Genomic DNA, 26,040 nt, shown 5'->3' with positions numbered 1-26,040 from the left:
TGTTTCGCGCCCGCCGGGAGAAGGTGGGCGGCTTAGAAGCCGTGCATGTTGGTGGGGCCCCAGAAGGCGCGCATTTCAATCACTTCATTGGCGGCGTTGAAGCGGAAGGTGTCGATGACGTCGATGCGCTTGTGGCCGCCATCATAGTTGAGGTTCACCGAGAAGGGGAAGACGGCATAATCGCCTGCCACGCGCACCGGGCCTTCGAGCTTCAATTTCGCGCCGGTCTTCATCGATTGCGCGTAAAAGGCGCGAATGGCTTCGCGGCCCTTGTGGATGGGCGAGCCGATCGGGTCTTCAACGGTTGCATCCTGCGCATAGAGGGCGGCGACCTGGTCGGCGCTGCCCGCTTCGAACGCGGCGACATAGGCGTGGACGGCGGCTTCCATCTTGACGGGATCGGGCATGGTTTTGGCTCCAGCTGGGGTAGCGGCGAGAAGGCTCAATGTGAGGGCGAGGATGGCGCGGGCCAAGGCCGTTATTCCGGAAAATAGCGGTTGATGGTGTCGACCACGCAGGCGGGCTTGTCTTTTCCTTCGATCTCGACGGTGACGCGGATCACCGCCTGGATCGCGCCGCCCTTCACTTCCTCGACCGAGACGATTTCGCCGGTGCCGCGAATGCGCGAGCCAACGACCACCGGATTGAGGAAGCGGGTCCTGTCCATGCCGACATTGACCCCTGCGGAGAAGCGCCGGACCTCGACGATCTGGGGCATGAACAGGTTGACCAGACTGAGCGTCAGATAGCCATGCGCGATGGTCGCGCCGAACGGGCCGTCCTTGGCGCGGACCGGATCGACATGGATCCACTGATGATCGCCGGTGCAGTCGGCAAAGGCGTCGATGCGCGACTGGTCGATGGTGAGCCAGTCGGCGGTGTCGAGCTTGGTGCCTTCCTTGCCGAGCAGGTCGCGGGGATTCTCGAAGATGGTCGCCATCTTACGCCCGCTGGCTGGAGACCGCGACGATCTCGCCGGTCATGTAGGAGGAGAGGTCAGAGGCGAGGAACATCATCACATTGGCGATTTCCCAGACCTCGGCGGGGCGCTTGAACGCTTCCTTCTCGACCAGCTTGTCCAAAGCTTCCTGGGTGGTCACCTTGGCGAGGAAGGGGTGCATGGCAAGGGATGGCGAGACCGCATTGATGCGCACGCCATGTTCGGCCGCCTCGATCGCGGCGCAGCGGGTGAAGGCCATCACCCCTGCCTTTGCGGCGGCATAATGGGCCTGGCCCTTTTGCGCGCGCCAGCCCAGCACCGAGGCGTTGTTGACCATGACGCCCGACTTGTTGGCATACATTGACGGCAGGAAGGCGCGGGTCATGCGGAACAGCGAGGTCAAGGTGACGTCGAACACGCGCGCCCACTGCTCGTCGGTCATATCGACGATGTCGGCCTCGCCGCCCAGGCCCGCATTGTTGATGAGGACATCGACCTTGCCCAATGCGGAGAGCGACGCATCGCGCAAGCCCTGCACGGCTTCCTCGCTGGTGACATCGCAGACGAACAGGGCGGGACGCTCGACCTTCGCCTCGTCAGCGATGCGGTCGGCCGCTTCATTGAGGCGCCGTTCATGGAAGTCGCTGATGAGGAGCTTTGCCCCTTCTTCGGCGGCGCGCTTGGCGGCGGCAAAGCCGATGCCGGTGCCGGCCGCGGCGGTGACGACCACGGTCTTGCCCTTGAGCATGCCCAGCGGGGTGGGATAGGGGGGCACGGGAGAAGTCGGGGTCATGCGGCATCCTTCATGATGATCTGGGCGAGGGCTTCGCGATGCTGGTCGGGGGTTCCGAGCCAGCTGGCGCAAGCTCTGGCGCGCTTGAAATAGAGATGGGCGTGATGTTCCCAGGTGAAGCCGATGCCGCCATGAAGCTGGATGGCGTCGCCCGTGACCGAGCAATAGGCGTCGGAGACATAGGCGCGCGCGGCATGGGCCGCCTCGGCCAGTTCCTCGCCATTTTCATCGATCGCGGCGGCGGCATAATAGGCGGCCGAGCGGGAGGCTTCGACCAGCAACATCATGTCGGCGAGCATATGCTTGTACGCCTGGAAGGAGCCGATGAGGCGGCCGAACTGGACGCGCTGTTTGGCATAGTCGACCGTGGCGTCGAGGCTGTACTGCATGCCGCCGGTCTGTTCGGCGGTGAGCAGGCCAGCGCCGATGGTGAGGGTACGCTCGATCGCGGTCTTGGCGCTGCCGGGCGCGCCGAGGATCATGCTGTCGGTCACTTCGCAAGCGAAGGTCAGCGTCGCAAAGCGGCGGGTGCGGTCGAGCGCGGGCAGGGCTTCGATGACGAGGCCGGGGGTGTCGGCGTCGAGGACGATGAGGCTCTCGTCAGCGGTGGCCACCACGATCAGCTCTGCCACATGGCCGAAGGTCACGAACTGCGCGGTGCCCGTCAGCTTGCCGTTGGTGAGGGTCGGGCGGCTTGCGGTGCCAGCGAAACTCGCGCGCGTGCCCGACGCGAGGCGGGGGAGCAGCGCTGCCTTCTGTTTCTCGCTGCCTGCCGCCAGGATGGCTTGCACGGCGAGCACGGCGGTTTCGAAGAAGGGCACGGGCGCGAGGACCCGGCCGGTTTCTTCGAGGACCAGCGCCATTTCGACCGCGCCCAGGCCCAGGCCACCCAGGCTTTCCGGGATCATCAGCCCGGTAAAGCCCAGCTCGCCAAGGCTCGACCACAGGCTCTCGTCAAAGCCGCTCGTCCCTTCGACGGCGGCGCGGATGACATCCGGGTTGGCGGCGTCGGTCAGGAAGTCACGCGCCGCTTCCTGGATCGCGCGCTGGTCGTCGCTGAGCGCGAAGTCCATCAGGCGGCTCCGTAAACGGGCTTTGCAGGCTCGCGGGTTTGGAGGAGTTTGCGCACGATCGCGTCCATTTCGCTTGGCTCCAGGCGCGCGCCCTTGTCGAAGGCGGGGCTGTCGGTCCAGCCTTGCGAGAGGAAGACCTGCCCGCCCTTCAATTCAAACACCTGGCCGGTCACGCCCTTCGACTGTTCGGAGACCAGATAGGCGACCAGCGGCGCCATGTTTTCCGGCGCGAACAGGTCGAACTCGCCTTCTTTCGCCTCCATGTCGAACGCGCCGGTATTGGTCATGCGGGTGCGGGCATTGGGCGCGAGCGCATTGGCGGTGATGCCCAGGCGGCCAAGCTCGGCGGCCTGCACAAGGGTGAGCGTGGCGATGCCGCCCTTGGCGGTCGAGTAGGCCGACTGGCCGACCGAGCCCTGCAAGCCCGCGCCAGAGGTCGTGTTGATGATGCGCGCATCGACCGGGTTGCCGGCCTTGCTTTGCGCGCGCCAATATTCAGCGGCGTGGCGCGAGGTGCAGAAATGGCCGCGCAGATGGACGCGGATCACCGCATCCCATTCTTCCGGGCTACAGGTGAAGAACATGCGGTCGCGCACGAAGCCTGCGTTGTTGACTACGGCATGAAGCGCCCCAAAGCTGTCGAGCGCCTGTTCGACCATGCGCTTGCCTGAGTCCCATTCAGCGACATCGTCGGTGTTGGCGACGGCCTCGCCGCCCATGGCGCGGATCTCATCGACCACCTGCTCGGCCGCGCCCTTGGTCTCGCCCGCCTCGCCATGGGTGCCAACGCCAAGGTCGTTGACCACGACCTTGCAGCCTTGCGCCGCGAGACCCAGCGCATAGGCTTTGCCCAGCCCATTGCCCGCCCCGGTCACGATCGCAACACGTCCTTCGCAGATACCCACTTGCCTTACTCCTTCATTGCGCTGCGACGGGGATCAGCAGATGCTGGTTCAAGTCCCCAACGAGATCGAGCAGGGAATAATCCCGCCCGGAAAAATGCCATGCCCCGTCCATATAGGTGAAGCTGTCATGATAGCGGCCCGCGCAGATCGCCTGGAGCGGCAGGTCCTGCGTTGCCTGAAACACGGTATAATAGGATCGGCAGGTCGCGGTGCCTGCTTCCTCGTCCACCTCGACGATGGGATTGGTGATGACATGCTTGGTGCGCGGCGTGCCATCGTCATGGATGCGTATATGGGCTTGCCACAGCGCCAGCATCGGCGCTGCGCCTTCGACCATTTCGCCGCCGCCGGCCTTGATCCGGGCGCGCTCGAACAGGGCGGCGACGCCTTCGAGGTCGCCCGCGTCCATCAGTTCGGCATAAAGGTAGAGGAGGTTGGTGATGGCGGTGGCGCTGCTCATGATGTGCCTTTCCGCTGCGCCGCCCGCTGCTCGCGATGCTGCGCGGTGCTGCCCGAAAGGCGCACGGCGATGGCGTCGGAGGCAATGCGCTGCGCCTGCCGCTCGGCGCTGGCTTGGCTGAGCGGCTCTGCCTCGATGAGGTCAGTGAGCGCGGCGCGGGCGAGCTTCTGATACTCCCCCTCGCCATTGTTGCGCCAGGTGACCTGATGCGGCTCGAAGGTCTTGACCACCTTGGCCGGATTGCCGACGACCAGGCTGCGTGGCGGGGTCACCGTGTCGGACTTCACAAGGGCAAGGGCGGCGACGAGATTTTCGTCACCTATGACGGCGTTGTCGAGGATCACCGCGTTCATGCCGATCAGCGCATTCTCGCCAATCTCGCAGCCATGGATGATCGACCCATGGGCGATGGTCGCTCCCCGGCGGATGACCGTGTCGCGCAACTGGTTGGCATGCACCGACACATTGTCCTGGATCGAGCTGTCGCCCTCCACCACGATCCGCCCGAAATCGCCCCTCAGGCTCGCGCCGGGCGCGATGAAGCAGCCCGGCCCGACGATCACGTCGCCAATCAGCGACGCCAGCGGATGGACGTAGCTGGTCGGATCGACAACGGGAACAATCCCCTGATAGGCGTAGGCGGGCATCGGGGCTGGGTCCCTTAGAGCCGCTCGATGATGGTGACGTTGGCCTGGCCGCCGCCTTCGCACATGGTCTGGAGGCCATAGCGGCCGCCGGTGCGTTCAAGGGCGCCCAGCAGCGTGGTCATCAGCCGCGCGCCGGTAGCCCCGATCGGATGGCCGAGCGCGATCGCGCCGCCCTGCACATTGACCTTGTCGTGCGGGATAGCGAGTTCCTTCATCCAGGCCATGGTGACGCTGGCAAAGGCCTCGTTGCATTCGAACAGATCGATGTCGCTGATCGACATGCCCGCCTTCTTGAGCGCATATTGGGTGGCGGGGATCGGGCCGGTCAGCATCCACACCGGGTTGGCGGCGCGGACCGAGAGATGATGGATGCGCGCGCGGGGCTTGAGGCCATGGTCCTTGACCGCCTGCTCGCTGGCGATGAGGAGGGCGGCGGCCGCGTCGCAATTCTGGCTGGCGACCCCTGCGGTGACGATGCCGCCTTCATTGACGGGCTTCAAGGACGCGAGGCCCTCAAGCGAGGTGGTGGGGCGGATGGTTTCGTCGCGGGTGAGGCCCTCGAGCGGTGCGACTTCATGATCGAACCAGCCATTGTCCCAGGCGGCCTGCGCGCGCTGATGGCTGGCGAGGGCGAAGGCTTCCATCGCTTCGCGGCTGATGCCCCATTTGTCGGCGATCATCTCGGCCGACTTGATCTGGTTGACCTCTTCCATGCCATAGCGCTCGACCCAGCCCTTCGACCCGTGGAAGGGGCTGTCGAAGCCATATTGGGCGCCCGCGATCATCGCGGCCATGATCGGGATCTGGTTCATCGCCTGGCTGCCGCCCGCGACCACCAGATCCTGGGTGCCGCTCATCACGCCTTGCGCGGCGAAGTGGACGGCCTGCTGCGAAGAGCCGCACTGGCGGTCGACGGTGACGCCGGGGATTTCCTCCGGCAGGCCTGCGACCAGCCATGCGGTGCGGCCGATATCGCCTGCTTGGCCGCCGATCGTCTCGGTGCAGCCCCACACCACGTCATCGACGCCTGACGGGTCGATGCCGGTGCGCTTGACCAGTTCGCGGATCGGGTGCGCGCCAAGGTCGGCGGGATGGACGGCGGCGAGGCTGCCCTTCTTGCGGCCGATGGGGGTGCGGACGGCGTCGACGATATAGGCTTCAGGCATTTTCAAGCTTCCTGCTTTTGTCCAGCGTCTCTGGCAAAGGTCTGGTCCGGCCCCATGGGCTGGGTGAAGATGCGCGTGGCGATGCGCGCGCGGTGATGGGCGGGGGTGCCCCATGTTTGCGTCAGGGCAAGGGCGCGCTTCAAGAAGAGGTGGACGTCCACCTCCCAGCTGTAACCCATCGCGCCATGCACCTGGATCGAGGCGCGGGCGGCCTTGTCGGCGGCCTCAAGGGCCACCAGCTTGGCATGGCTGACACGGGCGCGGGCTTGCGTGTCGCGCGCGCCGATTTCGGCGGCCGCCGCTGCCACTACGGGCTTGGCGAACTCGATCGCCACCTGGGCGGAAGCCAGATGATGCTTGACCGCCTGATAGCTGCCGATGGGCTTTCCGAACTGCTGGCGTTCCTTGGCATAATCGACGGCGAGGTCGACCGAGCGTTGGGCGAGGCCGAGGCCAAAGGCGGCGTTGAAGAGCGCGGCGCGGTCGAAGGCGAGGTCCCAGTCGGCCTTGCCGAGGGCCGTCGCCTTGTCCTTGCTCCACTCGACCGAGAAGAGGCGGCGGAAGGGATCGATGCTCGGCTGCGCGGTGAGCGTCACCTGGTCGGGCGTGGCGAGATACGCCTCGCCATCGGCATGCAGCAGGATCGCCGCGGCGCTGTCGGCGTTCGCCACATAGGGGTTGGCCGGATGCGCGATCGCGATGGTGGCCATCGGGTCGCTCAGCAGCGCATGATCGGGCGCGAGCGCGGCGAGCATCGGCGCGGCGACGCCTGCGCTCTCGACCAGCGGCTCGGGCAGGGCGACATAACCCGCCTCTTGTGCGATCAGGGCAAAGTCGGTCTCGGCCAGATCGATGCCGCCCGCACTTTCGGGGAGCAGGATGAGGGTGAGGCCGGTCTCGACGATCGAGGCCCAGCGGGCGGGATCGATCGCCTCGCCCGCTTCCATCATCTTGCGCCAATGATCGGGCGTGCAGCTGTCGGCGAACAGGGTGCGCGCCGTTTCCGCAAACATCAGCTGTTCGTCGCTGAGGGTGAAATCCATCTCTTTATTCCCCCTTAGCGTGGCAGGCCGAGCATGCGCTCGGCGATGATGTTGCGCTGGATCTCGTTCGACCCGGCATAGATCGGGCCTGCGAGCGCGAAGATATAGTCGTCGATCCAGTCGACGGGGTTCGCGTCCGGCGCTTCGTGCGTCAATTCCGCCTGCGGCCCCAGGATGTTGAGCGCGGTTTGCGTCAGGTGAATGTCGAGTTCGGACCAGAAGATCTTGTTGGTCGAGGCTTCCGGCCCGATCTTCGCGCCTGCCATCAGCCGCGAGGCGGTCTGGTAGATGTTGAGCGCATAGGCGTCGGCATTCATGTGCGCGCGTACGACATCGGCTTCGAGCGCGGGGTCGGCCGTTTCCTTGTTCGCGGTCCACAGTTCTGCGAGCTTCTTGGCCGCCACCTGGTAGCGGGCGGGCGAGCGCAGCATGAGGCCGCGCTCGAAACCGGCGGTCGCCATGCAGATATGCCAGCCTTGGCCCTCGTCGCCGAGGCGATTGAAGGCGGGGACGCGGACATTTTCCAGGAAAATCTCGGCAAAGCCGACATGGCCGTTGATCTTCTTGATGGCGTTCACTGTCACGCCGGGTGCATCGAGCGGGAAGAAGATGAGGCTCATCCCCTTATGCCGCTCGCTGCCCGGCTCGCGGAACAGGCCGAACGCCCAGTCGGCGAACACCGCGCGGCTCGACCAGATCTTGTGGCCATTGAGGATATAGTCGTCGCCCTCGCGGACGGCGGTGGCGCGCACGCCAGCAAGGTCCGAGCCTGCCATCGGTTCGGACCAGGCCTGCGCCCAGATTTCCTCGCCCGACGCCATTTTGGGGAGGAAGCGCTGCTTCTGCTCATGGGTGCCGAATTCGATGAGCGTGGGCCCAAGCAGGAAAATGCCATTCTGGTTGACGCGGCCGGGCGCGCCTGCGCGATAATATTCTTCCTCGAAAATCAGCCACTGGATGAGGTCGAGGCCGCGCCCGCCATATTCGCGTGGCCAGGTCACCATGCCCCAGTCGCCGGACTTCAAGGTCTTTTCCCATTCCCGGTGCGCCTCGAAACCCTCGCGCGTGGCGTCGAAATGTTCCAGCGGCTCGCCGGGCACATGGGCGTCGAGCCAGGCGCGGACTTCGGCGCGGAACGCCTGCTGCTCAGGGGTATAAGTCAGGTCCATCAGAATTTCGCCGCGCCCTTGTTGTCGACGAAGGCGTCGCGCGCCTTCTGGCTGTCTTCATGCATGTACATTTCGAGCGTGAAGCCCTGCTCGATCCGGTAATGGGCCGAGGGGTCGGTGGGCTCGATGAGATTGAGCGCCTGCTTGGCGATGACCAGGGCCGCGCGGCTCTTGGACGCGATGATTTCGCAGAAAGCGTAGGCCTCGTCCTTGAGCTTCTCCAAGGGCACGACCTTGTGTACCGAGCCGTGGCGATAGGCATCCTCAACCGGGATGCGCCCGCCGGTGAAGAAATTGGCGCGCACCATCTGGACCGGCAGCATGCGGCTCATGAAGGCGGCTCCCCCCATCGCGCCGCGATCGATCTCGGGCAGCGAGAAATAGGCCCCTTCCGCCGCGATCAGCGCGTCGCAGGCGCCCGCGATATTGACGCCGCCGCCGATGACGAAGCCATGCAGCGCGCCGACCACGGGGATCGCGCATTCGCGGATCGCCTTGAAGGTCAGGTAATTATCCTTGTTCAATTTGGCGATGCGCTCGGGATGGGCCTGCATCTCCTTGATGTCGACGCCGCCGCAGAAACCGCGGCCTTCGGCGCGGATCAGGATGCACTTCACATCTTCGTTCGCCGCCGCTTTGTAAACCATGGCCGGGATCGATTCCCAACCCTTGGTGTCGAAGGCGTTGACCGGCGGATGGTCGAACAGGATTTCGGCGATGGCGCCCTTGACGGTCAGCGTAATCGGCATTGTCTTCCCTCTTCTTCAGGCGGCGCTGGCGGTCTCGCGGCCCATCGCGGCGAGCGCGGCCAGGCGCTCATGCGCCTCGGCGACGATGCGATCGACCAGTTCCTGGCAGCTGGGTATTTCAACGATGCGTCCGCCGACCACGCCGGTCGCCATCACGCCATGTTCGATGTCGCCCTCGACCACCGCCTTCTGGATCAGCATCGGCATGGTCGCGGCCATCATCGCCTGCTTGAGCGGCACCTGGCCATGGCCGGTCATGCCCTTGGCCGACTTGATCATGTCGAGCCAGCTGGCCCCGCTCAGCTTCTTCATCGCCGCGCTCGCTTCGAGCGCGCGCAGCCACATGGCGAGCTTTCCGGATTTCTCGATCTTGTCCATCAGGCGGGTGCGCACCATCCGCTGCGGGATGCCGTCGAGCTTGGTCGTGACGACGATGCGGTCGGTCGAGGCCTTGAGATATTCCGCCTTGGCGCTGTCGGGGACCGGGCTTTCCTTGGTGAGGAGGAAACGCGTGCCCATGGCGATGCCGACCGCGCCATAGGCGAGCGCCGCCGCCAGCCCGCGCCCGTCGGCAAAGCCGCCGCTGGCGATTACCGGCACCTTGACCGCGTCCAGCACCTGGGGGAGCAGCACGGTGGTCGGCACGGAGCCTGTATGCCCACCGCCTTCGCCGCCCTGGACATTGACCATGTCAACGCCGAGCTCGACCATCTTCTGCGCATGCTTGACCGCGCCGACGGTGGGGACGCAGAGGATGCCTGCATCCTTGAAGCGGCCGATCATTTTGGCATTGGGACCGCGGCCGAAGGAGACGGCGCGCACCTGATCCTTGTTGGCGAGGATCAGCTCGACGATTGCGTCAGCGCCGGGCTGAAAGCTGTGGAAGTTGACGCCGAAGGGCTTGTCCGTGCCATTGCGCACGGCCAGAATCTTCGCGCGTGCTTCGTCGGGCGTCATCACCGCTGCGCCCAGAAAACCGAACGCGCCTGCATTGCTCGACCCGATCACCAGCGAAGGCTCGGCGACCCAGCCCATCGCGGTCTGGATGATCGGCCAGCGGCAGCCAAGCCGTTCGGTCAATATGGTGTGCAGCGGATCGCCCATCATTCGCTCGCCTGTTTCTTATTGGCTTCCGCCATCTTCTTGGCGTTCAGCCCCGCGATCGAGCTGCCCTGGACGAGGTCATTCTGGGCATGGGCGAAATGGTGCATATGATATTGCGCGTCCATTGCGTTGCGCTTGCCCATCAGCTCCTCGACATGGTTGATCGCCTGCTTGGTAAGCCAGTTGCCAAGGCGGGGTTGGGCCACCAGCTTGGCCGCCATCGCGGCAACCGTTTCGCGCAGCGCCTCGCGGGGCACGATCTTGTTGACCATGCCGAAGCTTTCGGCCCGCTGCGCGCTCATCCGCTCGCCCAGTAGCAGGAATTCCTTGGCGATGCGCGGGGGGAGTTCATAGGCATGGGCGAAATATTCGACGCCCGGGATGCCCATGCGGTTGACCGGGTCCTGGAAGAAGGCGTCGTCGGTCGCGACGATGAGGTCGCACACCCAGGCGAGCATGAGGCCGCCCGCGACGCAGGCCCCCTGCACCATGGCGATGGTGGGCTTGGGCGCATCGCGCCAGCGCCGGCACATGCCGACATATTGCTCCTTCTCGCGGGTGTAGAGCAGTTCGGCCGCGGGCTTGTTGACATGGCCGGGCACCAGCAGCCGGTTCTCGAAATGCTGGTGCACGTCGCGGCCCGGCGTGCCGATGTCATGGCCAGCGGAGAAATGCTTGCCGTTGCCGCCCAGCACGATCGCGCGCACATCGTCATCGTTCACGGCGCGTACGAACGCGTCATCAAGGGCATAGGTCATCTGGCCGTTCTGGGCGTTGTTGAAGCCCGGACGGTTCATCATGATCCACGCGACATGGTCGATCACCTCATAGGTGACCGGCTCATCCGTTTCGTAAACAATGTCGACCTGCTGCGGTTCGACCAGGCGGTCGGTCTCGTTCATCGTCAGGCTGCCCTTCTGTCTCCGGCCGGATTGTCCTTGAACACGGTCGCGCGGACATTATTGGGGTCGATCCTGGCGATCAGCTCCAGCTGCTCGGCCGTTGGCGCGGGCGTGGTGGGGATTTCGCCATCGATTTTTGCCAGCGGGAAGCCGGTATTGTCCTGCACTTCCTCGAACGTCACACCCGGATGCAGCGAGATCACGCGGATCTGGTGATCCGGCCCGCCGAAATCCATCACGCAAAGGTTGGTGATGATGCGGCGCAAGTCCAGGCCCTGGGGCGCAGCGCCATTGCGGTAGCGCGCCGGGTTGTAGCCCGCCATGCACACGAAATCGACCTCGCCTTCCACGAACGCACGCTTGTTGTGGTTGGCAAAGAAGAAGCTGTTGGGATGGCTGATCGAGTTGCCGGGGAAGCCGCGCGCGCCGAGCATCGCTGCCTTGGGCTTCTTATGGTCGCCGATCACCGAGATGTTCGCCTGACCATAACGGTCGATCTGCACCGGGCCAACCAGCGCATGGCGGCGGCCGCTCCAGAGCGCCGAGAAGACGCGGTCATAATTGGCGATGCCTTCAAATTCCGGCTCGGCGGTGCGCTTGCCCGGGCCGACCGGCTCGCTGGTGTACCAGGCCTCGCCATCGGTGGTCTGGATCGCGGGCGCGAAGCTCAGTTTGGCAAGGCCAGCGCCGATGCGGGGGAGGGGGCCGATGCCGGTCGCCATCACTTCGCCATCCTCGCGCCAGACTTCGGCGCAGGCGGCGATGACGAGTTCAGCGAGCGAATAGCTGTTCTGGGTCATGGGTCTCTCGCTTAGTAAATGGGGACGGGGAGCTGCTTGACGGCGTCCGCGCCGCCGATCGCTGCCTGATAATCGGCTTCCGACACGTCGATATATTTCGCCTTATACTCGGCCCAGGCTTCGGGCGAGGCGGCGCTTTCGACATAGGTCTTGATGTGCTTGAGATCGAGCTGATAGTCGGGGTCAGCGCTCGAGGGATGCGCGCCCAAGGGTGCCTCGGCAACGCCGGTGATCATCGCGCGCTCGACGAGGTTGTAGCGGCTGTTCTTCTTCATATCGAGCTCAGCCGTCGGCACGATCTTCTCGACCGTCGCGTAGCTTTTCTTGGCTGCGCGCACGAGCAGTTCATCGAAGATCGGATCGACCGAGAGGGTGAGGATATTGCCGCGCTCGTCGGAACGATGGGCATGGATCAGGGCGATGTCGGGCACCAGCGCTGGCATGGCGACGAATTCCTCGCCATCGGCATAGGGGCTCTTCACGAATTTGAAGTCGAAGCCGTCCTGCGTGATGATGTCGGTGCCGATGCCCACGCGCGTCGGCAGGAAGGGCAGCTTCATCGCGCCTGCGCGCAGACCCCAATGATACATGCCCTCGTCAAGCTCGAGCACCTCGAAGGCGCCCGCCTGACGGGCGTTGCGGAAATGGGGTTCGAGCGGATAATGGTCGAGGCTGGCAAAGGCGAAGACCAGCTTCCTGATCTTGCCGGTGGCGGCGAGCAGGCCGATGTCCATGCCGCCATAGCCCGCCATGACGGTCAGGTCTTTCAGGTTCGAGCGGGCGATGGCGCGGATCAGCGCCATGGGCTTGCGGCGCGTGGCCCACCCGCCGATGCCGATGGTCATCCCGTCGGAAATCTGGTCGACGATGTCGTCGACGCTCATGCGCTTGTCGAGCATAATGTCAGTCATCCTTTTGCGTCAGTCCTGCTCGTGAGCCCATTTATGGCCCCAGTCGCTTACAGAAAGGCTGGTGGTGGGGACCCAGGTCGCCGGGTCGATTACAAGGCCGTTCCAGCCATATTCGATGTCGAAGCCGCCGGGCGTCTGCATGTAGAAGCTGGTCATCTTGTCATTCACATGACGGCCCAGCGTTGCCGAGAGCGGCACCTTGCCCTTGCTCTTCAAAACCCGGTCATAGGCGCGGCCGACATCCTCGAGGGAGCCGACCTCGAGCATCATGTGGACAGCGCCATTGGGGCTTTCGGGCAGCTGGCCAAGCGCCAGGCTGTGGTGGCGCGGGTTGCAGTGCAGGAAGGCAAAGCCCACGCCCGGATCATCCTCGCCCCCGCCCATCAGGTAGAAGCGGCCAAGGTCGGTGTCGCCAAAGCCCATGACCTCTTTGTAGAAGGCGTGGGTCTCGTCGAAATTGGGCGCGGTCAGCACGACATGGCCCATCCCCATGTCGCCGTCCGCGCCATGGGGGCTGCCGGTCACGAAGCGGCTGACGCCCGCGGGCGAGACGAAGGGGGCGTAGTCGACGAAGCGGCCGTAGAAGAGCTCCATCGGGTTACCCGCCGGGTCGGACGAGCGGGCCAGTTCATAGACCTGACGGCCACGCGCTTCCATGACCCCCGCCCGTTCCACCGGACGGCCCGCCGCCTCGAGGCGGGCCAGCACCGATTCGAAAGCGTCACGATTCGCGCATTCCCAGCCTGGCGCCACGAAGCGGTCGGCCGCGCCTTTCTGCACCCGCAGGCGCCAGGGGCGGTCGTCCATGCGGAACAGCGCGACGTCCTCGTCCGGCGAAGGGGCCGCCATCAGTCCTGCGATATTGCAGGCAAAATCCTGCCAGGCGCCCAGGTCCCGCGCCTCGATCACCACATAGCCTAGCGATATCACTGCCATTTCAAGCGCCTCGCCTTCTTTCCTGTCTGCCAGCCATGCTCTGCCGCAGAGCGTTGCAAAATGACCTTCCCCATACGCATATGGCAAGCGCTGCCGCCTGTTTCGCGCTTGGCAAGGAGGGGCAGTTAAGCGCGCTCACGAGCTTATGGCAATTCGTTCCCAATCCGCCTATAAGCAACGGCCCAAATGCGCAAGCCCTGTTTGCCTTGACAGTTTGCGTAATAGCAGTTTACATAAACTACGCATATAGCAAATCTGAAGTAGAGTCGCCTACAATGGAGAAGATCATGACCGGGGCAGTAGCAAGCCGACCCATTGACGAGGCGAATGCCGGGATACCTTCACCCGAAAGTCTGATCGCCAAAGCCAAGGCGATGATCCCGGTGCTGCGCCAGCGCGCGCGCGCCTGCACCATCGCCCATGACGTGCCCCCCGAGACCGTCGCCGAGATGAAGGCGGCCGGCTTCTTCCGCGTGCTCCAGCCCAAGCGCTACGGCGGCTATGAGATGCACCCCAATGTCTTCTTCGAGATCCAGAAGGCGCTGGCCGAAGGCTGCATGTCGACAGGCTGGATCTACGGCGTGCTGGGCTGCCACCCCTATGAACTCGCCCTCTTCCATGACGAGGCGCAGAAGGAAGTGTGGGGCGATGATCCCGACATGCTCGTCTCCTCCACCTATCAGCCGGTCGGCAAGGTGGAGAAGGTCGAAGGCGGCTTCTACCTGTCGGGCCGCTGGGGCTTCTCCTCAGGCTCCTCCCATTGCGGTTGGGTGCTGCTTGGCGCGATCAATTTCGACACCGATGGCGGCCCGCCCGACATGCGCACATTCCTGCTGCCGCGCTCCGACTATCAGGTGATCGAAGGCACCTGGGACACGTTCGGCCTTCAGGGCACCGGCAGCTTCGACATCGTCGTCGAGCGCGTGTTCGTGCCCGAACACCGCACCCACAAGGCCAGCGACGGCTTTGCCGGGACCAATCCGGGCCAGGAAACCAACACCGCCCCGCTCTACCGCATCCCCTGGGCGCAGCTCTTCATCCGCTCGGTCTCCAGCGCCGCCTTTGGCGGCATCCGCGCCGCCACTGGCGCGGCGATGGAAATCATGGGCAACCGCGTCTCGACCAACACCGGCAAGGCGTCCAAGGCCGACCCCAATCTCCACGCCGCCATCGCCCGCGCGATCGCCGAGACCAATGAGATGGAACTCACCCACCGCACGACCTTCAATGAGCTGATGGACTATGCGGGCCGCAATGAGCCCGTGCCGATGGAAAAGCGCGCGCTCTTTGCCTACCAGTCCGCCAGCGTCGTGCGCCGCATGGCCGAACTGGCCGACGGCATGGTCAAGCTGCTGGGCGGCCGGGCGGTCTATATGTCGAGCCCGATCCTCCAGCCCTGGCTCGACCTCCACGCCGCGCGCGCCCATGTCGCCAATGACCCGGCCAACCGCACCAGCGATGTCATCGGCACGATCAATGGCGAACCGCCCGCCTTCACCTTCATCTGAAGCGAGCATCTGACCATCTGACATCTGGACAGCATCGGGCCAGGACAAAAGAGGATATCCATGGGCAGTGAATTGATCCGCAAGACCTATAGCGTTGCGGGCGGATATGAGATTTCGATCGCGGAAATCGCAGGGGCGCAGGCAAACGCCCCCACCGTCATCTTCATCCATGGCAGCGGTCCCGGCGCATCGGGCGCGTCCAACTTCCGCAACAATGCGCAAGATTTTGCCGATGCCGGTTACCGCGTCATCCTGCCCGACCTCATCGGCTATGGCGCCTCCTCCAAGCCCGAGACCGACTATCCCCTCGAGCTGTTTACCCAGACCCTGCTCGATGCCCTCGCGCAGCATGGGATCACCGGCGGCCACCTCATCGGCAATTCGCTGGGCGGCGGCATCGCCCTCCAGATCGCGCTCGACCACCCTGAATTCACCATCGGCAAGCTCGTCCTGATGGCGCCGGGCTGCGTGGCGGAACAGATGAGCTATTTCACCATGCCCGGCATCGCCAAGATGCGCTCGGGCTTTGGTAGCCCTGAATTCAACATCGAGGAACAGCGCCGCCTGATCGGCAACCTCATGCACCCATCCTCGGCGCACCAGGTCACCGACGCGCTGGTCGAGGAACGTTTTGCCGTCGCGCGCACCCAGCCCAAGGATGTGCTCGCGCGGGTCAAGACCCCCGACCTTGGGCCGCGCCTGGGCGAGGTCAAGCAGCCCATCTTCGTCCTCTGGGGCCTCAATGACGAATTCTGTCCCGAAAGCCACGCCCGTCTCTTCCTCGACGCCTGCCCCGACGTGCGCTGCCTCACCTTCTCGCAGACCGGCCATTGGGTGCAGGTCGAGCGGGCGGCAGAGTTCAACCGCTACTCGCTGGACTTCCTGAAGAATGGCTGACGCTGCTCCTGCGCAATCCGTGCCTGTTCCAGAGCCCGTCGATGTCACCGCTGGCCTTAAGGGCGCGATGCGCCGCCTGCCCTCGGGCGTGGCGATCGTCACCGCGCTGGGCGAGGGCAAGACGCCGGTCGGCATGGCCGCGACCTCGATCACCTCACTCACCATGGATCCGCCCGCCGTCCTCGTCTGCGTCAACCAGACAGCGGGCATCCACGCCCATCTCTCGCCCGGCTGTCCGGTCAGCATCAACCTCCTCTCGCGCCACCAGCGCGAAGTGTCGGCAGCATTCGGCGGCGCGGTGGCGCGCGAGGCGCGCTTTGGCGTTGGCAGCTGGACCCCCGATGCCCATGGCCTTCCCATCCTCGATGAAGCGCAGGCCAACCTCTCCTGCACGATCGAGAGCATGACCCCCTTTGGCACCCACAGCATCGTCATCGCCCGGGTCAAGGCGGTGCGCCTGTCCGACGCGGTCGATCCCCTCATCTTCCAGGACGGAGCCTATCTGTGAGCGATAGCCTGAACGAAACATTGGCGGACGAGCTCTACCAGGCGCTGCGCGAGGGGCGCACCGTGCCGCCGCTGATGGCGCGTTACCCGCAGCTTGGCATCGATGACGCCTATGCGATCTCGCTTGGCGCGCTCGAACGCCGCAAGGGTGATGGCGAGCGCGTCATCGGCAAGAAGATCGGCGTCACCTCCAAGGCCGTGCAGGACATGCTGGGCGTGCACCAGCCCGATTTCGGTTTCCTGACCGACCGCATGTATATCGAGGGCGATATCGATGTCGCGGCAAACGGCCTCATCGCGCCGCGCGCCGAGGCGGAGATCGGCTTCATCCTGAAAGACAGCCTCAAGGGGCCGGGCGTCACGGCGGAAGATGTGATCGCTGCGACGGAGAGCATCGTTCCCTGTTTCGAGATCGTCGATAGCCGCATCCAGGACTGGAAGATCGGCATCGTCGACACTGTCGCTGACAATGCCTCCTGCGGCGTCTATGTGCTGGGCGAGGCGCGCGCAAACCCACGCGACCATGACCTCCCCAATCTCCATGTCACCGTCACCAAGAATGGACAGCCCCTGTCGGAAGGCTATGGCCATGCGGTGCAGGGATCGCCAGCGCAGGCGGTCGCCTGGCTCGCCAACACGCTCGGCGCCTATGGGGTAACGCTCGACGCCGGGGATGTGATATTGTCGGGCAGTCTGGTGCCGCTCGAACCGGCGCGGCCAGGCGATATATTCGAGATGCAGCTCCACGGGGTTGGCAGCTGTACCGCGCGCTTTATCTGAATATGAAAAGTGGCGCATCGCTTGCGGGCGATGCCGTGAGGAGTAAGTAATGACGGGCAAGGTCAAGGCGGCGATCATCGGGTCGGGCAATATCGGCACCGACCTCATGATCAAGATGATCAAATATCCGCAGAATATGGAACTGGTGGCCGTGGTCGGCATCGACGAGGCGTCCGAGGGCCTCGCCATGGCGCGCGAGCGCGGCGTCGCCACCACCCATGAGGGGCTGGAAGGCCTCATGAAGATGGACGTCTACCCTGAGATCGGCATCGTGTTCGACGCGACCAGTGCCTATGCCCACAAGGTCCATGACGAAGCGCTGCGCAAGGACGGCAAGCAGGTGGTCGACCTCACCCCCGCCGCGATCGGCCCCTATACCATCCCGACGGTCAACGGCGAAGCCAATCTCGATGCTGGCAACGTCAACATGGTGACCTGCGGCGGGCAGGCGACGATCCCGATGGTTGCCGCCGTCTCCCAGGTCGCGACCGTCCATTATGCCGAGATCGTCGCGTCGGTCTCCTCGCGCTCGGCGGGTCCGGGCACCCGCGCCAATATCGACGAGTTCACCCGCACCACCGCAGGCGCCATCGAAAAGGTCGGCGGCGCGGCGCAGGGCAAGGCGATCATCATCCTCAATCCCGCCGAACCGCCGATGATCATGCGCGACACGGTGTTCACTTTGTCGGAAGGCGCGGATGAAGAGACGATCCGCGCCTCGGTCGAGGCGATGGTCAAGAAGGTGCAGGCCTATGTGCCGGGCTATCGCCTCAAGCAGGAAGTGCAGTTCGAGCGCTTTGGCGACAACAACAAGCTCACCATCCCCGGTCGCGGCGAGTTCACCGGGGTCAAGACCATGATCCTGCTCGAGGTCGAAGGCGCGGGCGATTATCTGCCGAGCTATTCGGGCAATCTCGACATCATGACCGCCGCCGCCAAGGCGACCGGCGAGCTGCTCGCGCAGCGCATCGCCCAGGGCAAGACGGTCGCCGCTTGAAGCGCGCGCCTACGGAGTATCAAGACATGACCAGCACATTCAACGTCGAGGCGGGCGACAAGCTCTATATCCAGGACGTGACGCTACGCGATGGCATGCACGCCATCCGCCACATGTACGGCATCGACCATGTGAAATCGATCGCCAAGGCGCTGGATGACGCAGGGGTCGACGCGATCGAGGTTGCCCATGGCGACGGCCTCAATGGCGCGAGCTTCAACTATGGTTTCGGCGCGCATACCGATTGGGAATGGCTCGAGGCGGTCGCCTCGGTGCTGACCAAATCCGTGCTCACCACGCTGATCCTGCCGGGCGTCGGCACGGTCGAGGAACTGCGCCGCGCCTATGACATCGGCGTGCGCTCGGTGCGGGTCGCGACCCATTGCACCGAGGCCGACGTCTCGAAACAGCATATCGGCATCGCCCGCGATCTTGGCATGGACGTCTCGGGGTTCCTGATGATGAGCCACATGATCGAGCCGGAGAAGCTGGCGAGCCAGGCGGCCCTCATGGAAAGCTATGGCGCGCAGTGCGTCTATGTGACCGACAGCGGCGGCGCGCTCGACATGGACGGGGTCAAGGCCCGGTTCGAAGCCTATGACCGGGTCTTGAAGCCCGAAACCCAGCGCGGCATCCACGCCCACCATAATCTCTCGCTCGGCGTCGCCAACTCTATCGTCGCGGCGCAGTGCGGCGCGGTGCGGATCGACGCCTCGCTGACCGGTATGGGTGCGGGCGCGGGCAACGCGCCGCTCGAGGTGTTCATCGCCGCTGCCGAGCGCAAGGGCTGGAACCATGGCTGCAACGTCATGGCGCTGATGGACGCGGCCGAGGATCTGGTTCGCCCCTTGCAGGACCGGCCGGTTCGGGTCGACCGCGAGACCCTCGCGCTGGGCTATGCCGGGGTTTATTCCTCCTTCCTGCGTCATGCGGAAAAGGCCGCCGAAACCTACGGCCTCGACACCCGCACCATCCTCGTGGAACTGGGCCGTCGCAAGATGGTCGGCGGGCAGGAAGACATGATCGTCGACGTCGCCCTCGACATGGTCAAGGAACGCGAAGCCGCCGCCTGACACGCCGCCGGGCGCGGCCCCCGCGCCCGGTTCACACATAACAGGAGGAGAGGATATGGCCGACAAGCGCCTGTCGCTCGACCATATCACCGTCACCGACACCACGCCCTGGCAGCTTGCCGAAATCGCCGCAGAGGTGGGGTGCGAAGGCATCTGCCCGTTCCTCCATTCCATGGAGGTGCTGCCCGCCATGCCCGCCTATGACCTGGTGCGCGACCCCCAGGCGCTGCGCCAGACCCGCGCCGCGCTCGCCGCCACCGGGGTCACGGTCGACCTTGTCTACCCCTTCACCATGGCGGGGCGCACCAATCCCGCTGACTTCATCCCCGCGCTCGAGGCCGGCGCCGCGCTCGGCGCGCCCCTCGCCAATGTGCTCTGCTACGACCGCGATCCCATCCGCCGCACCGAGAAGCTCGTCGAACTGGCCGAGCTCGCCGCCCCGTTCGACATCGCCCTCGCAATCGAATTTTATCCCCCCTCCCAGGTCCAAACCTTAAGCGCCGCCCTTGAGGAAATAGCCCGCTCCGGCCGATCCGACATCAAGGTCACAGCCGACCTCCTCCACATCATGCGTGGACCCGAACCAGACACCAGCTTCGCCCTCCTCAACCACCCCGCCATCGCCATCGCCCAGATAGCCGACGGCCCAACAACCATCGATCCCGACCAGATCGAACGCGAAGCCGGTATCCAGCGCCAACTCCCCGGACAAGGCGCGTTCAACATCCCCAAGTTCGTCAACGCCCTCAATCCCAACACACCCCTCAGCGTCGAAATACCCCAGCAAAACGCCATCGACAAAGGCAGCAACCCACAAATGCGGGCGCAAATGGCGGTGGATGCGGCACGGAGCGTTCTGAAACGGCGACGGTAACCTAGGGTGGCGCCGCAGATTTTTTTACATAGCTAAATTGCGCGTTTCTTACGCATCGGGTCGCTGAGCGATGATCTCCGTCGTAATATTCGGCGAGGTTTACATGATAGCATTGCGTCCTCGCGAAACGCGTTAAGGCGTATGCCGTCGGCTTCACACGCCTCATGTGGCACTCTCCATTTCCACACGCTATACCTTCGTGGATCGACGGGAGTCATGGCGGCATGCAGATAAGGAATGGGCGGATGACAGCGCCGCCCTCATTGGACGCGCTGGACAATAATATCATCGAAATCCTGCGGACCAATGGGCGAGCGACCAATCAGGATATTGCGCAGCAGCTATCGGTGACCGCCGCGACCGTTTCGGCACGGTTGCAGAAGATGGAAGATGCGCGCGCCATGCGCGTGGTCGCCGTGACCGACTTCGCCGCCAGGGGATATAATGTCATCCTGGCCGTGGGCGTCAGGGTGCAGGGGCGCGGCATTCAGGATGTGGGCCGCGATCTGGCGAAATTCCCCGAGGTGCTGAGCGTCAACGCCATGAACGGCGGGTATGACCTGGAACTGATGGTGGCGCTGCACGATTTTTCCGAGGTTCAGCAATTCCTCTACGATCATATTTCCGGCATCGAGGGTGTAGCCCATATCGATTCCGGTATCGCGGTGGATATCGTGAAATATGAATTCAATGTGGTGCCCCTGGGGCCGACCTGACTTTCACGGGGTCTGCTCTGCGGATAGTGACGGCTTTGGCCTGATGGCGCAGGCGGCGGCGAGATCGTTGGTCACGTTGCCCACCGTGCGAAACAGGTCCGGTATCGACTCAATCGCGAGGAGCAACGGCAGCGCTGTGACGGGAATGCCCGCAGCGATGCAGACAGGGGCGATCGTCGCGAAAAAGGATATTTGGGCCGGAAGACCTACCGCGCCGAGGCTGATGGGAACGGCGACCAACGCGATCAGCGCGAGGGTCGCGGCCCCGGGAAAGATGCCGTGCATATGCCCGAGATAGATGGTGACCGCGACGTTTGCGGCCACGCTGGCCGCGCGGAATAGCGAAACCGCCATCGGCAGCACGATGGCAGTTGTTTCTTCGGGAACATCCAGCTCGCGGGCCGCATCCACCATTACCGGCAAGGTCGCGAGTGATGATTGGGTGCCCAGTGCTACCGCCTGAGCGGCCAAGGCCGATCGCCCGAAGCGCAACGGGGAGCGACCGCCTGCCATCGCAGCCCAGATATAGGCGAGCAGCGTGGCGGCAAGGCAGCAGGCTATGACAACCGCCACATATTGGGCAAAGGCGCCGACCACGCCGACGCCCAGCTTCGCGCCCGCGCCGAATGCCAAGGCGGCTACGCCGACAGGCGCAACCGCCAGCACCCAACCCACGATGATCAGCATGGTTTCGACCAGTCCGCGCAGCAGTCCAAGCAGTGGATCGGCCAGGTCCGTGCTGATGCGGGAGATGGCGAAGCCGAAGAATATCGCGAATGTGACGAGCGGCACCATGGCAGTTTCGGCGGCCGCCTTCAGAGGATTGGCAGGAATGATTCCGCGAAACCATTCGCTTTGTGAAGGAGGGAGAGGGGAGGTGCCTCCGGCCTCCACCAATCCTTGAGTGACGGGCCAGAGCCGCAACAGCCCTTCTGCCAATAATGCCGCTGTTACGGAGGCGGCGGCCAGCATCAGGGCGAAGAGGATGAGGGCGCGGGTCGCGATGCTGCCAGCAGCGGCATTGCGGGAGGCGGAGGCGATGCCGGTGACGAGCAGGCCGAAGATCAGCGGGACCACTGTCATGGTTAGGGCATCGAGCCACAGACCGCCGATGGGCAGCAGGATTTTGCCGACGAACTCCTGTGCCGGCCCACTGGTGGCGATGCCTGCAATTAGGCCGATGAGAAGACCGGCAAGAAGGTGCAACGGCCGACCCTTCACCGCGATCAAGCTGCGCTGTCCTTCCGTTCGATGATCGCGGCTATGAGCGCGATGCGGTCGACATCGGAATAAACCTGATTTTCCAGTTCTTCGCCAAACACATCCGGGTCGATTTCGGTGTAGCGTAGTGCGCAGTTCCGCGCCGTTGCAAGATCGGCCAAGCGGTCCTTCAGCGTGTCGCGGCCGTCGACGATCGCGCTACCAGTATAAAGAATGAAACGCCCGTCAGCGGTCAGCCGGGGAAGGGCCTGCTGTGCCATCGTCAGCGATACTTCAGCACCGTGCATGCCCCCGCCGTCACGATAGGCGCGGCCTGCGGCGTCCATGATATAAGGAGGGTTCGCGAGCAGGAGGTCGAACGTCCCATGTGCCGCGGACAGATCGCCGGTCTGGCGGAAGCGGGCCGTGATACCGGCGGCCTGCGCGTTGATGCGGGCGAGATAAAGCGCGAGGGGATTGATGTCGGTCATCAAAATATCGACAGCAGGGCAAAGATGACCGGCCACTATCCCGCCTACCCCGGCGCCTGTGCCGATATCGACAAGCCGCGCGCCCTTCTTTTGCGGGCATCGAGACAATTCATCGCTGATCAATCGCGCGAAGCGATAGCTGTCAGGTCCGAAGAATACCGCTTCCTGACAATCAGTCGGATAAGCGGAGTGAAGGAGCAGGTCGTTCCCAAGCGATGACACGCGGAAGCGGCTTTTCAGGCCGTCGCCATGTCTTTCCAGTGCGTTGGCCTTTGTCAGGATGCGAGCAAGTTCCGGGTCCAGCAGCTCCGGATCGAACGGTAGCGACCAGCCGAAAATATCCCGCAGGTCATGGGCAGACCGACGTGACGCTCGTTCGACAACCCGTGCATGCGTGGCGGGCGTGGGGGTGACGAAACTATATCCACGGTTCTTCAGGACGTGTAGCAGATCAAGCAGAACGGCTGCCCGGCCGTCGCCAGCCGCGATGTCCCCATCCATGCCATCTTCTTCCGATGGCTCGAACGCCGCCGGTGCCCCCAACTCCATGTGCTCCATGCACGTTTCTCCCATCATGAGGGCAAAACGCGGTGAGTGGCGTGTCGGGTCCCGTTATCGCATTTCTCTGAAGGGATGGGAAGGTCAGCTGTCCGTTTTACCCAGGTTTGAACGGATGCCGTTCAGGAACAGTCCCGTGACCAACTGTGCATGCGCGGCCATTTCGCTGAGCGTAAGCGGAGGCTCGCCGAACAATAAGCGGCGTTGCCATTCGCCAAAGGCCATGGCGACGAATTGCATGGCGAAGCTGCGGCTTTCCGCGGCGGAGGCGCCTTCTTTCTTCAACATCGCCGCAACCGGACTGACCTGATACCGTTCAAACTGGTGACGAGCGATCTTTCGCAGTTCGTCGAACTCTCCGCCTTCCCGGTAGATAAGCCGGGAAATCCGCATGCTGCGGGTCGAGGAAAGCTGGCGCTGCATTTCCGTCGCGTAGGTGACAAGGCGCGTGTGCAGGTCACCCTGTAGCTCGGGGACGTCCGGCTGAAGCTGTGCGCCCGAATATTCGAGGCAGGCGGCAAAAAGCGCCAGTTTGTCGGGGAAATGATTGTAGAGGGTGCGGCTAGAAACCTGCGCCTTTTCCGCGATGTCGCGCAAGGAGGCCGCGTGAAAGCCTGCACGGGCAAATTCCTCCACCGCGATGAGAATCAGGTTCATGCGCTTCTGTTCGGCCGCCTCCGCCGTCGGGCGGCCCGCTCGCCTCTTGGTGCTCGTTTCATTCATCTTTTGCCTCGTCGCGCAGCGGAAGAGCAATGGCAAGCAGAGTTGTCATTGACCAATTACACACTAATGTGTAATATATTCTCATCGAGTCCGAAAGCGGACACATAAGAGGAGAAACGGGATGCACGAACGGGTGCTGGACATGAATGCCAGGGTCGATGCCGCGATCGATGCGCTGGACCCCACCATGGCGCTGATGGCGTTGATCCAGATGACCGGCAATCGGACGCTGCTGAACCGCTATTGGGATGCGATCGACGGCCGCCAGGAAGATCTGGTCGAGACGTTCGTCGATATCCATGCGCATGAAGAACGGCCTGCCATCGATCCGGCCGTGGTCGCCGAGATCCGCGATCGCCTGCGCGTGGCGGTAAAGGCCGGGAAGCCTCCGGTCATGCCACAGCTGGACCGGCCGATGTTCAAGCGGATGAGCCGTTTGCTGCTGGGTCAGGACCTTCCCGAAATGTCGGTGGATGTCGCGTTCCAGCATGCCGGGTTCACCACCGACACGCGCATTCGCAAGGCGGCCGATGTCCCGCCCGCCGATTTCAAGGTGCTGGTTGTGGGCGCGGGCATGATGGGCATCAACGCGGCCATCAAATTGCAGCAGGCGGGATTTGACTTCACCGTGCTGGAGGCGATGGACACGGTTGGCGGCAACTGGCTGACCAACACTTATCCGGGCGCGGCGGTCGACACGCCGAGCCGCATCTATTCCTTCTCCTTCGAGCCCAATGCTTCGTGGACGCAATTCTACCCGCGCGGCCAGGAATTCCTGTCCTATCTGGATCGCGTCACCGACAAATATGGCCTTCGCGACCGGATCCGGTTCGGCACCTGGGTCGAGGGCGCGGAATGGGACGAGAAGCGCAAGATCTGGACGGTGAAGGCGATCCGGAACGGCAAGCCGGAAAGCCATGAGTGCAACGTGCTCATCATGGCGGTGGGACCCAACAACAATCCCAATTATCCCAAGGTGAAGAATCTCGACAGCTTCAAGGGGCCGGTCATTCATTCGGCCGCCTGGGACCATTCGGTCGATCTGACGGGCAAGAAGGTCGTCCTGGTCGGCACGGGCTGTTCAGGCGTGCAGGTGGCGACGGCTATTGCCGACAAGGTTGGCGAACTGGTGATCGTGCAGCGCCAGCCGGAACATATCATCCCCAATCCGCAGGCGCATGCGCCGGTGGCGGAACTCGAGCGCTGGGCGATGGAATATGTGCCCTTCGTCGCGCAGTGGAAGCGTCTGCAAAGCCTGCACAGCCAGATGCGCGACATGCACGGCATGATCATGAAGGATGAGGACTATGCCGCGAAGACGGGCGGCTTTGGCCCGATCAACGACGGCATGCGCATGATGTGCGAAGGCTATCTGAAGAGTCATTTCCCGGACGATCCGGAGATGGTGGAATTGCTGACACCCAACTTCCCGGTTTTCGCGAAACGACCGATCCTGGATTGCGGTTTTTACGACACGCTCAAAAAGCCCAATGTATCGATCGTGCGCGGCGAACTGGCCGAGGCCGAGCAGGACGCGGTGATCCTGGCCGATGGCACGCGGATCGAATGCGACGTGCTGCTGCTGTCGACCGGCTATAATCTGCATTTCGGGCGGCAGTTCGACATTCGCGGCGTCGGCGGCGAAACTTTGACGGACGCGTTCGACCCGCATCCCTTCTCCTATGAAGGCATGCTGATCACCGGCTTCCCCAACTTCGTCTTCATGGGCGCGCCCTACAGCTATCTGGTCGCCAACCATGCGGTGGTGAGCGAGCAGCAGGTCCATTATATCATCGAACTGCTGCAATGGATGGTGGACGATCATCTGTCGTCCTTCGATGTGTCGCCAGAGGCGACGCAGGCGTTCATCGACGATGTCGACGCGAACCTGGCCAAGACCGCCTGGGTCCAGTGCGGCAGCGCCCATGGCTATTATCGCGACAAGGGCGCCGACGGGCAGAAGAAGGTCATCCTGGCCATCCCGCGCCACAACTCGCGCATCTGGCATGTCCTGCGCTCGCCCCGCGAAGAAGACTTCAACGTCACGCCCGCCGATGATGCCGTCAAGCCCGCACCGCGCGAAATGGAAATGCTGACCATCTGATCAGGGACAGTGGC

28 protein-coding genes are annotated in these 26,040 nt (G+C 63.8%); 9 read left to right on the top strand and 19 right to left on the bottom strand.

The window, feature by feature from the left end; all coding sequences use genetic code 11:
* Positions 1–32: 32 nt before the first annotated feature.
* The 16 genes from ACZ5ZH_RS16830 to ACZ5ZH_RS16755 all read right to left on the bottom strand — a co-directional run bounded on the left by ACZ5ZH_RS16830 (position 33) and on the right by ACZ5ZH_RS16755 (position 13,598).
* A complete protein-coding gene (locus ACZ5ZH_RS16830; protein ID WP_464772697.1) occupies positions 33–407 on the bottom strand; it encodes a steroid Delta-isomerase in 375 nt (124 codons plus the stop codon).
* Between the two features lie 71 nt (positions 408–478).
* Entirely contained in the window at positions 479–940 is a 462-nt protein-coding gene (locus ACZ5ZH_RS16825) for a MaoC family dehydratase (protein WP_464772698.1), read from the bottom strand.
* Position 941: 1 nt separating this feature from the next.
* Complete coding sequence (locus ACZ5ZH_RS16820; protein ID WP_464772699.1) at positions 942–1,733, bottom strand: SDR family oxidoreductase; 792 nt, start codon at positions 1,731–1,733, stop codon at positions 942–944.
* Positions 1,730–2,806, bottom strand: a complete 1,077-nt coding sequence (locus ACZ5ZH_RS16815; RefSeq protein ID WP_464772700.1) for an acyl-CoA dehydrogenase family protein — start codon at positions 2,804–2,806, stop codon at positions 1,730–1,732. Before ACZ5ZH_RS16815 ends, ACZ5ZH_RS16820 begins: the two co-directional genes overlap by 4 nt.
* A complete protein-coding gene (locus tag ACZ5ZH_RS16810; RefSeq protein ID WP_464772701.1) occupies positions 2,806–3,711 on the bottom strand; it encodes an SDR family oxidoreductase in 906 nt (301 codons plus the stop codon). The genes ACZ5ZH_RS16815 and ACZ5ZH_RS16810 overlap by 1 nt, the downstream gene beginning before the upstream one ends.
* Before the next feature lie 13 nt (positions 3,712–3,724).
* A complete protein-coding gene (locus ACZ5ZH_RS16805; protein ID WP_464772702.1) occupies positions 3,725–4,171 on the bottom strand; it encodes a nuclear transport factor 2 family protein in 447 nt (148 codons plus the stop codon).
* Positions 4,168–4,818 (bottom strand): gamma carbonic anhydrase family protein, encoded by a 651-nt coding sequence (locus ACZ5ZH_RS16800; RefSeq protein WP_460988724.1) that lies wholly within the window; start codon positions 4,816–4,818, stop codon positions 4,168–4,170. Before ACZ5ZH_RS16800 ends, ACZ5ZH_RS16805 begins: the two co-directional genes overlap by 4 nt.
* Before the next feature lie 14 nt (positions 4,819–4,832).
* The gene (locus ACZ5ZH_RS16795) at positions 4,833–5,984 is read right to left on the bottom strand and encodes an acetyl-CoA C-acetyltransferase (protein WP_460988409.1); all 1,152 of its coding nucleotides are present in this window, start codon (positions 5,982–5,984) and stop codon (positions 4,833–4,835) included.
* 2 nt (positions 5,985–5,986) lie between these two features.
* Positions 5,987–7,027 (bottom strand): acyl-CoA dehydrogenase family protein, encoded by a 1,041-nt coding sequence (locus ACZ5ZH_RS16790; protein WP_464772703.1) that lies wholly within the window; start codon positions 7,025–7,027, stop codon positions 5,987–5,989.
* Between the two features lie 14 nt (positions 7,028–7,041).
* Entirely contained in the window at positions 7,042–8,196 is a 1,155-nt protein-coding gene (locus ACZ5ZH_RS16785) for an acyl-CoA dehydrogenase (RefSeq protein ID WP_460988407.1), read from the bottom strand.
* A complete protein-coding gene (locus ACZ5ZH_RS16780; protein WP_464772704.1) occupies positions 8,196–8,945 on the bottom strand; it encodes an enoyl-CoA hydratase family protein in 750 nt (249 codons plus the stop codon). The genes ACZ5ZH_RS16785 and ACZ5ZH_RS16780 overlap by 1 nt, the downstream gene beginning before the upstream one ends.
* 15 nt (positions 8,946–8,960) lie before the next feature.
* Positions 8,961–10,049, bottom strand: coding sequence for an NAD(P)H-dependent flavin oxidoreductase (locus tag ACZ5ZH_RS16775; protein WP_464773286.1), 1,089 nt, complete (start codon positions 10,047–10,049; stop codon positions 8,961–8,963).
* Positions 10,049–10,951 (bottom strand): enoyl-CoA hydratase, encoded by a 903-nt coding sequence (locus tag ACZ5ZH_RS16770; protein ID WP_464772705.1) that lies wholly within the window; start codon positions 10,949–10,951, stop codon positions 10,049–10,051. Before ACZ5ZH_RS16770 ends, ACZ5ZH_RS16775 begins: the two co-directional genes overlap by 1 nt.
* A 2-nt stretch (positions 10,952–10,953) precedes the next feature.
* Entirely contained in the window at positions 10,954–11,751 is a 798-nt protein-coding gene (locus ACZ5ZH_RS16765) for a CoA-transferase subunit beta (protein WP_460988404.1), read from the bottom strand.
* Positions 11,752–11,762: 11 nt separating this feature from the next.
* The gene (locus ACZ5ZH_RS16760) at positions 11,763–12,662 is read right to left on the bottom strand and encodes a CoA transferase subunit A (protein WP_449468756.1); all 900 of its coding nucleotides are present in this window, start codon (positions 12,660–12,662) and stop codon (positions 11,763–11,765) included.
* Positions 12,663–12,671: 9 nt separating this feature from the next.
* A complete protein-coding gene (locus ACZ5ZH_RS16755) occupies positions 12,672–13,598 on the bottom strand; it encodes a VOC family protein (protein WP_464772706.1) in 927 nt (308 codons plus the stop codon).
* A gap of 287 nt (positions 13,599–13,885) precedes the next feature.
* Here ACZ5ZH_RS16755 and ACZ5ZH_RS16750 point away from each other — a divergent pair, with 287 nt between their 5' ends.
* From ACZ5ZH_RS16750 to ACZ5ZH_RS16715, 8 genes are all read left to right on the top strand, one after another.
* Positions 13,886–15,106, top strand: a complete 1,221-nt coding sequence (locus ACZ5ZH_RS16750) for an acyl-CoA dehydrogenase family protein (protein WP_464772707.1) — start codon at positions 13,886–13,888, stop codon at positions 15,104–15,106.
* A 60-nt stretch (positions 15,107–15,166) separates the two neighbouring features.
* Complete coding sequence (locus ACZ5ZH_RS16745; protein ID WP_464772708.1) at positions 15,167–16,003, top strand: alpha/beta fold hydrolase; 837 nt, start codon at positions 15,167–15,169, stop codon at positions 16,001–16,003.
* Complete coding sequence (locus tag ACZ5ZH_RS16740; RefSeq protein WP_449468763.1) at positions 15,996–16,511, top strand: flavin reductase family protein; 516 nt, start codon at positions 15,996–15,998, stop codon at positions 16,509–16,511. Before ACZ5ZH_RS16745 ends, ACZ5ZH_RS16740 begins: the two co-directional genes overlap by 8 nt.
* The gene (locus ACZ5ZH_RS16735) at positions 16,508–17,290 is read left to right on the top strand and encodes a fumarylacetoacetate hydrolase family protein (protein WP_464772709.1); all 783 of its coding nucleotides are present in this window, start codon (positions 16,508–16,510) and stop codon (positions 17,288–17,290) included. The genes ACZ5ZH_RS16740 and ACZ5ZH_RS16735 overlap by 4 nt, the downstream gene beginning before the upstream one ends.
* A 49-nt stretch (positions 17,291–17,339) precedes the next feature.
* A complete protein-coding gene (locus ACZ5ZH_RS16730) occupies positions 17,340–18,287 on the top strand; it encodes an acetaldehyde dehydrogenase (acetylating) (RefSeq protein ID WP_464772710.1) in 948 nt (315 codons plus the stop codon).
* A 26-nt stretch (positions 18,288–18,313) separates the two neighbouring features.
* Entirely contained in the window at positions 18,314–19,360 is a 1,047-nt protein-coding gene (dmpG, locus tag ACZ5ZH_RS16725) for a 4-hydroxy-2-oxovalerate aldolase (protein ID WP_464772711.1), read from the top strand.
* 55 nt (positions 19,361–19,415) lie between these two features.
* Positions 19,416–20,234 (top strand): sugar phosphate isomerase/epimerase family protein, encoded by an 819-nt coding sequence (locus ACZ5ZH_RS16720; protein WP_464773099.1) that lies wholly within the window; start codon positions 19,416–19,418, stop codon positions 20,232–20,234.
* A 245-nt stretch (positions 20,235–20,479) separates the two neighbouring features.
* Entirely contained in the window at positions 20,480–20,950 is a 471-nt protein-coding gene (locus ACZ5ZH_RS16715; protein ID WP_196227476.1) for an Lrp/AsnC family transcriptional regulator, read from the top strand.
* Between the two features lie 3 nt (positions 20,951–20,953).
* Here ACZ5ZH_RS16715 and ACZ5ZH_RS16710 read toward each other — a convergent pair whose 3' ends face one another.
* The 3 genes from ACZ5ZH_RS16710 to ACZ5ZH_RS16700 all read right to left on the bottom strand — a co-directional run bounded on the left by ACZ5ZH_RS16710 (position 20,954) and on the right by ACZ5ZH_RS16700 (position 23,922).
* On the bottom strand, positions 20,954–22,171 hold the full coding sequence (locus tag ACZ5ZH_RS16710) for a dicarboxylate/amino acid:cation symporter (RefSeq protein ID WP_464773304.1): 1,218 nt from the start codon (positions 22,169–22,171) through the stop codon (positions 20,954–20,956).
* A gap of 5 nt (positions 22,172–22,176) precedes the next feature.
* A complete protein-coding gene (locus ACZ5ZH_RS16705) occupies positions 22,177–23,199 on the bottom strand; it encodes a methyltransferase (RefSeq protein ID WP_464773098.1) in 1,023 nt (340 codons plus the stop codon).
* 84 nt (positions 23,200–23,283) lie between these two features.
* Positions 23,284–23,922 carry a TetR/AcrR family transcriptional regulator gene (locus ACZ5ZH_RS16700; RefSeq protein WP_464773097.1) on the bottom strand — a complete coding sequence of 213 codons (639 nt, stop codon included), beginning with the start codon at positions 23,920–23,922 and terminating at the stop codon, positions 23,284–23,286.
* Positions 23,923–24,043: 121 nt separating this feature from the next.
* Here ACZ5ZH_RS16700 and ACZ5ZH_RS16695 point away from each other — a divergent pair, with 121 nt between their 5' ends.
* Positions 24,044–26,026, top strand: coding sequence for a flavin-containing monooxygenase (locus tag ACZ5ZH_RS16695; RefSeq protein WP_464773096.1), 1,983 nt, complete (start codon positions 24,044–24,046; stop codon positions 26,024–26,026).
* The last annotated feature ends 14 nt before the right edge of the window (positions 26,027–26,040 follow it).

The sequence above is a fragment of the Sphingobium sp. TomMM7A genome (genome assembly GCF_055397305.1).
This window is presented reverse-complemented; position numbering and strand designations above follow the sequence as displayed.

Coding starts and splice junctions, on each gene's coding strand:
- ACZ5ZH_RS16770 (WP_464772705.1), bottom strand. CDS start 10,951: ATGAACGAGACCGACCGCCTGGTCGAACCGCAGCAGGTCGACATTGTT.
- ACZ5ZH_RS16775 (WP_464773286.1), bottom strand. CDS start 10,049: ATGGGCGATCCGCTGCACACCATATTGACCGAACGGCTTGGCTGCCGC.
- ACZ5ZH_RS16755 (WP_464772706.1), bottom strand. CDS start 13,598: ATGGCAGTGATATCGCTAGGCTATGTGGTGATCGAGGCGCGGGACCTG.
- ACZ5ZH_RS16800 (WP_460988724.1), bottom strand. CDS start 4,818: ATGCCCGCCTACGCCTATCAGGGGATTGTTCCCGTTGTCGATCCGACC.
- ACZ5ZH_RS16695 (WP_464773096.1), top strand. CDS start 24,044: ATGCACGAACGGGTGCTGGACATGAATGCCAGGGTCGATGCCGCGATC.
- ACZ5ZH_RS16705 (WP_464773098.1), bottom strand. CDS start 23,199: ATGGAGCACATGGAGTTGGGGGCACCGGCGGCGTTCGAGCCATCGGAA.
- ACZ5ZH_RS16815 (WP_464772700.1), bottom strand. CDS start 2,806: ATGGACTTCGCGCTCAGCGACGACCAGCGCGCGATCCAGGAAGCGGCG.
- ACZ5ZH_RS16765 (WP_460988404.1), bottom strand. CDS start 11,751: ATGACCCAGAACAGCTATTCGCTCGCTGAACTCGTCATCGCCGCCTGC.
- ACZ5ZH_RS16700 (WP_464773097.1), bottom strand. CDS start 23,922: ATGAATGAAACGAGCACCAAGAGGCGAGCGGGCCGCCCGACGGCGGAG.
- ACZ5ZH_RS16820 (WP_464772699.1), bottom strand. CDS start 1,733: ATGACCCCGACTTCTCCCGTGCCCCCCTATCCCACCCCGCTGGGCATG.
- ACZ5ZH_RS16780 (WP_464772704.1), bottom strand. CDS start 8,945: ATGCCGATTACGCTGACCGTCAAGGGCGCCATCGCCGAAATCCTGTTC.
- ACZ5ZH_RS16750 (WP_464772707.1), top strand. CDS start 13,886: ATGACCGGGGCAGTAGCAAGCCGACCCATTGACGAGGCGAATGCCGGG.
- ACZ5ZH_RS16740 (WP_449468763.1), top strand. CDS start 15,996: ATGGCTGACGCTGCTCCTGCGCAATCCGTGCCTGTTCCAGAGCCCGTC.
- ACZ5ZH_RS16795 (WP_460988409.1), bottom strand. CDS start 5,984: ATGCCTGAAGCCTATATCGTCGACGCCGTCCGCACCCCCATCGGCCGC.
- ACZ5ZH_RS16830 (WP_464772697.1), bottom strand. CDS start 407: ATGCCCGATCCCGTCAAGATGGAAGCCGCCGTCCACGCCTATGTCGCC.
- ACZ5ZH_RS16720 (WP_464773099.1), top strand. CDS start 19,416: ATGGCCGACAAGCGCCTGTCGCTCGACCATATCACCGTCACCGACACC.
- ACZ5ZH_RS16745 (WP_464772708.1), top strand. CDS start 15,167: ATGGGCAGTGAATTGATCCGCAAGACCTATAGCGTTGCGGGCGGATAT.
- ACZ5ZH_RS16790 (WP_464772703.1), bottom strand. CDS start 7,027: ATGGATTTCACCCTCAGCGACGAACAGCTGATGTTTGCGGAAACGGCG.
- ACZ5ZH_RS16805 (WP_464772702.1), bottom strand. CDS start 4,171: ATGAGCAGCGCCACCGCCATCACCAACCTCCTCTACCTTTATGCCGAA.
- ACZ5ZH_RS16825 (WP_464772698.1), bottom strand. CDS start 940: ATGGCGACCATCTTCGAGAATCCCCGCGACCTGCTCGGCAAGGAAGGC.
- ACZ5ZH_RS16715 (WP_196227476.1), top strand. CDS start 20,480: ATGACAGCGCCGCCCTCATTGGACGCGCTGGACAATAATATCATCGAA.
- ACZ5ZH_RS16730 (WP_464772710.1), top strand. CDS start 17,340: ATGACGGGCAAGGTCAAGGCGGCGATCATCGGGTCGGGCAATATCGGC.
- dmpG (WP_464772711.1), top strand. CDS start 18,314: ATGACCAGCACATTCAACGTCGAGGCGGGCGACAAGCTCTATATCCAG.
- ACZ5ZH_RS16785 (WP_460988407.1), bottom strand. CDS start 8,196: ATGGACCTGACTTATACCCCTGAGCAGCAGGCGTTCCGCGCCGAAGTC.
- ACZ5ZH_RS16760 (WP_449468756.1), bottom strand. CDS start 12,662: ATGACTGACATTATGCTCGACAAGCGCATGAGCGTCGACGACATCGTC.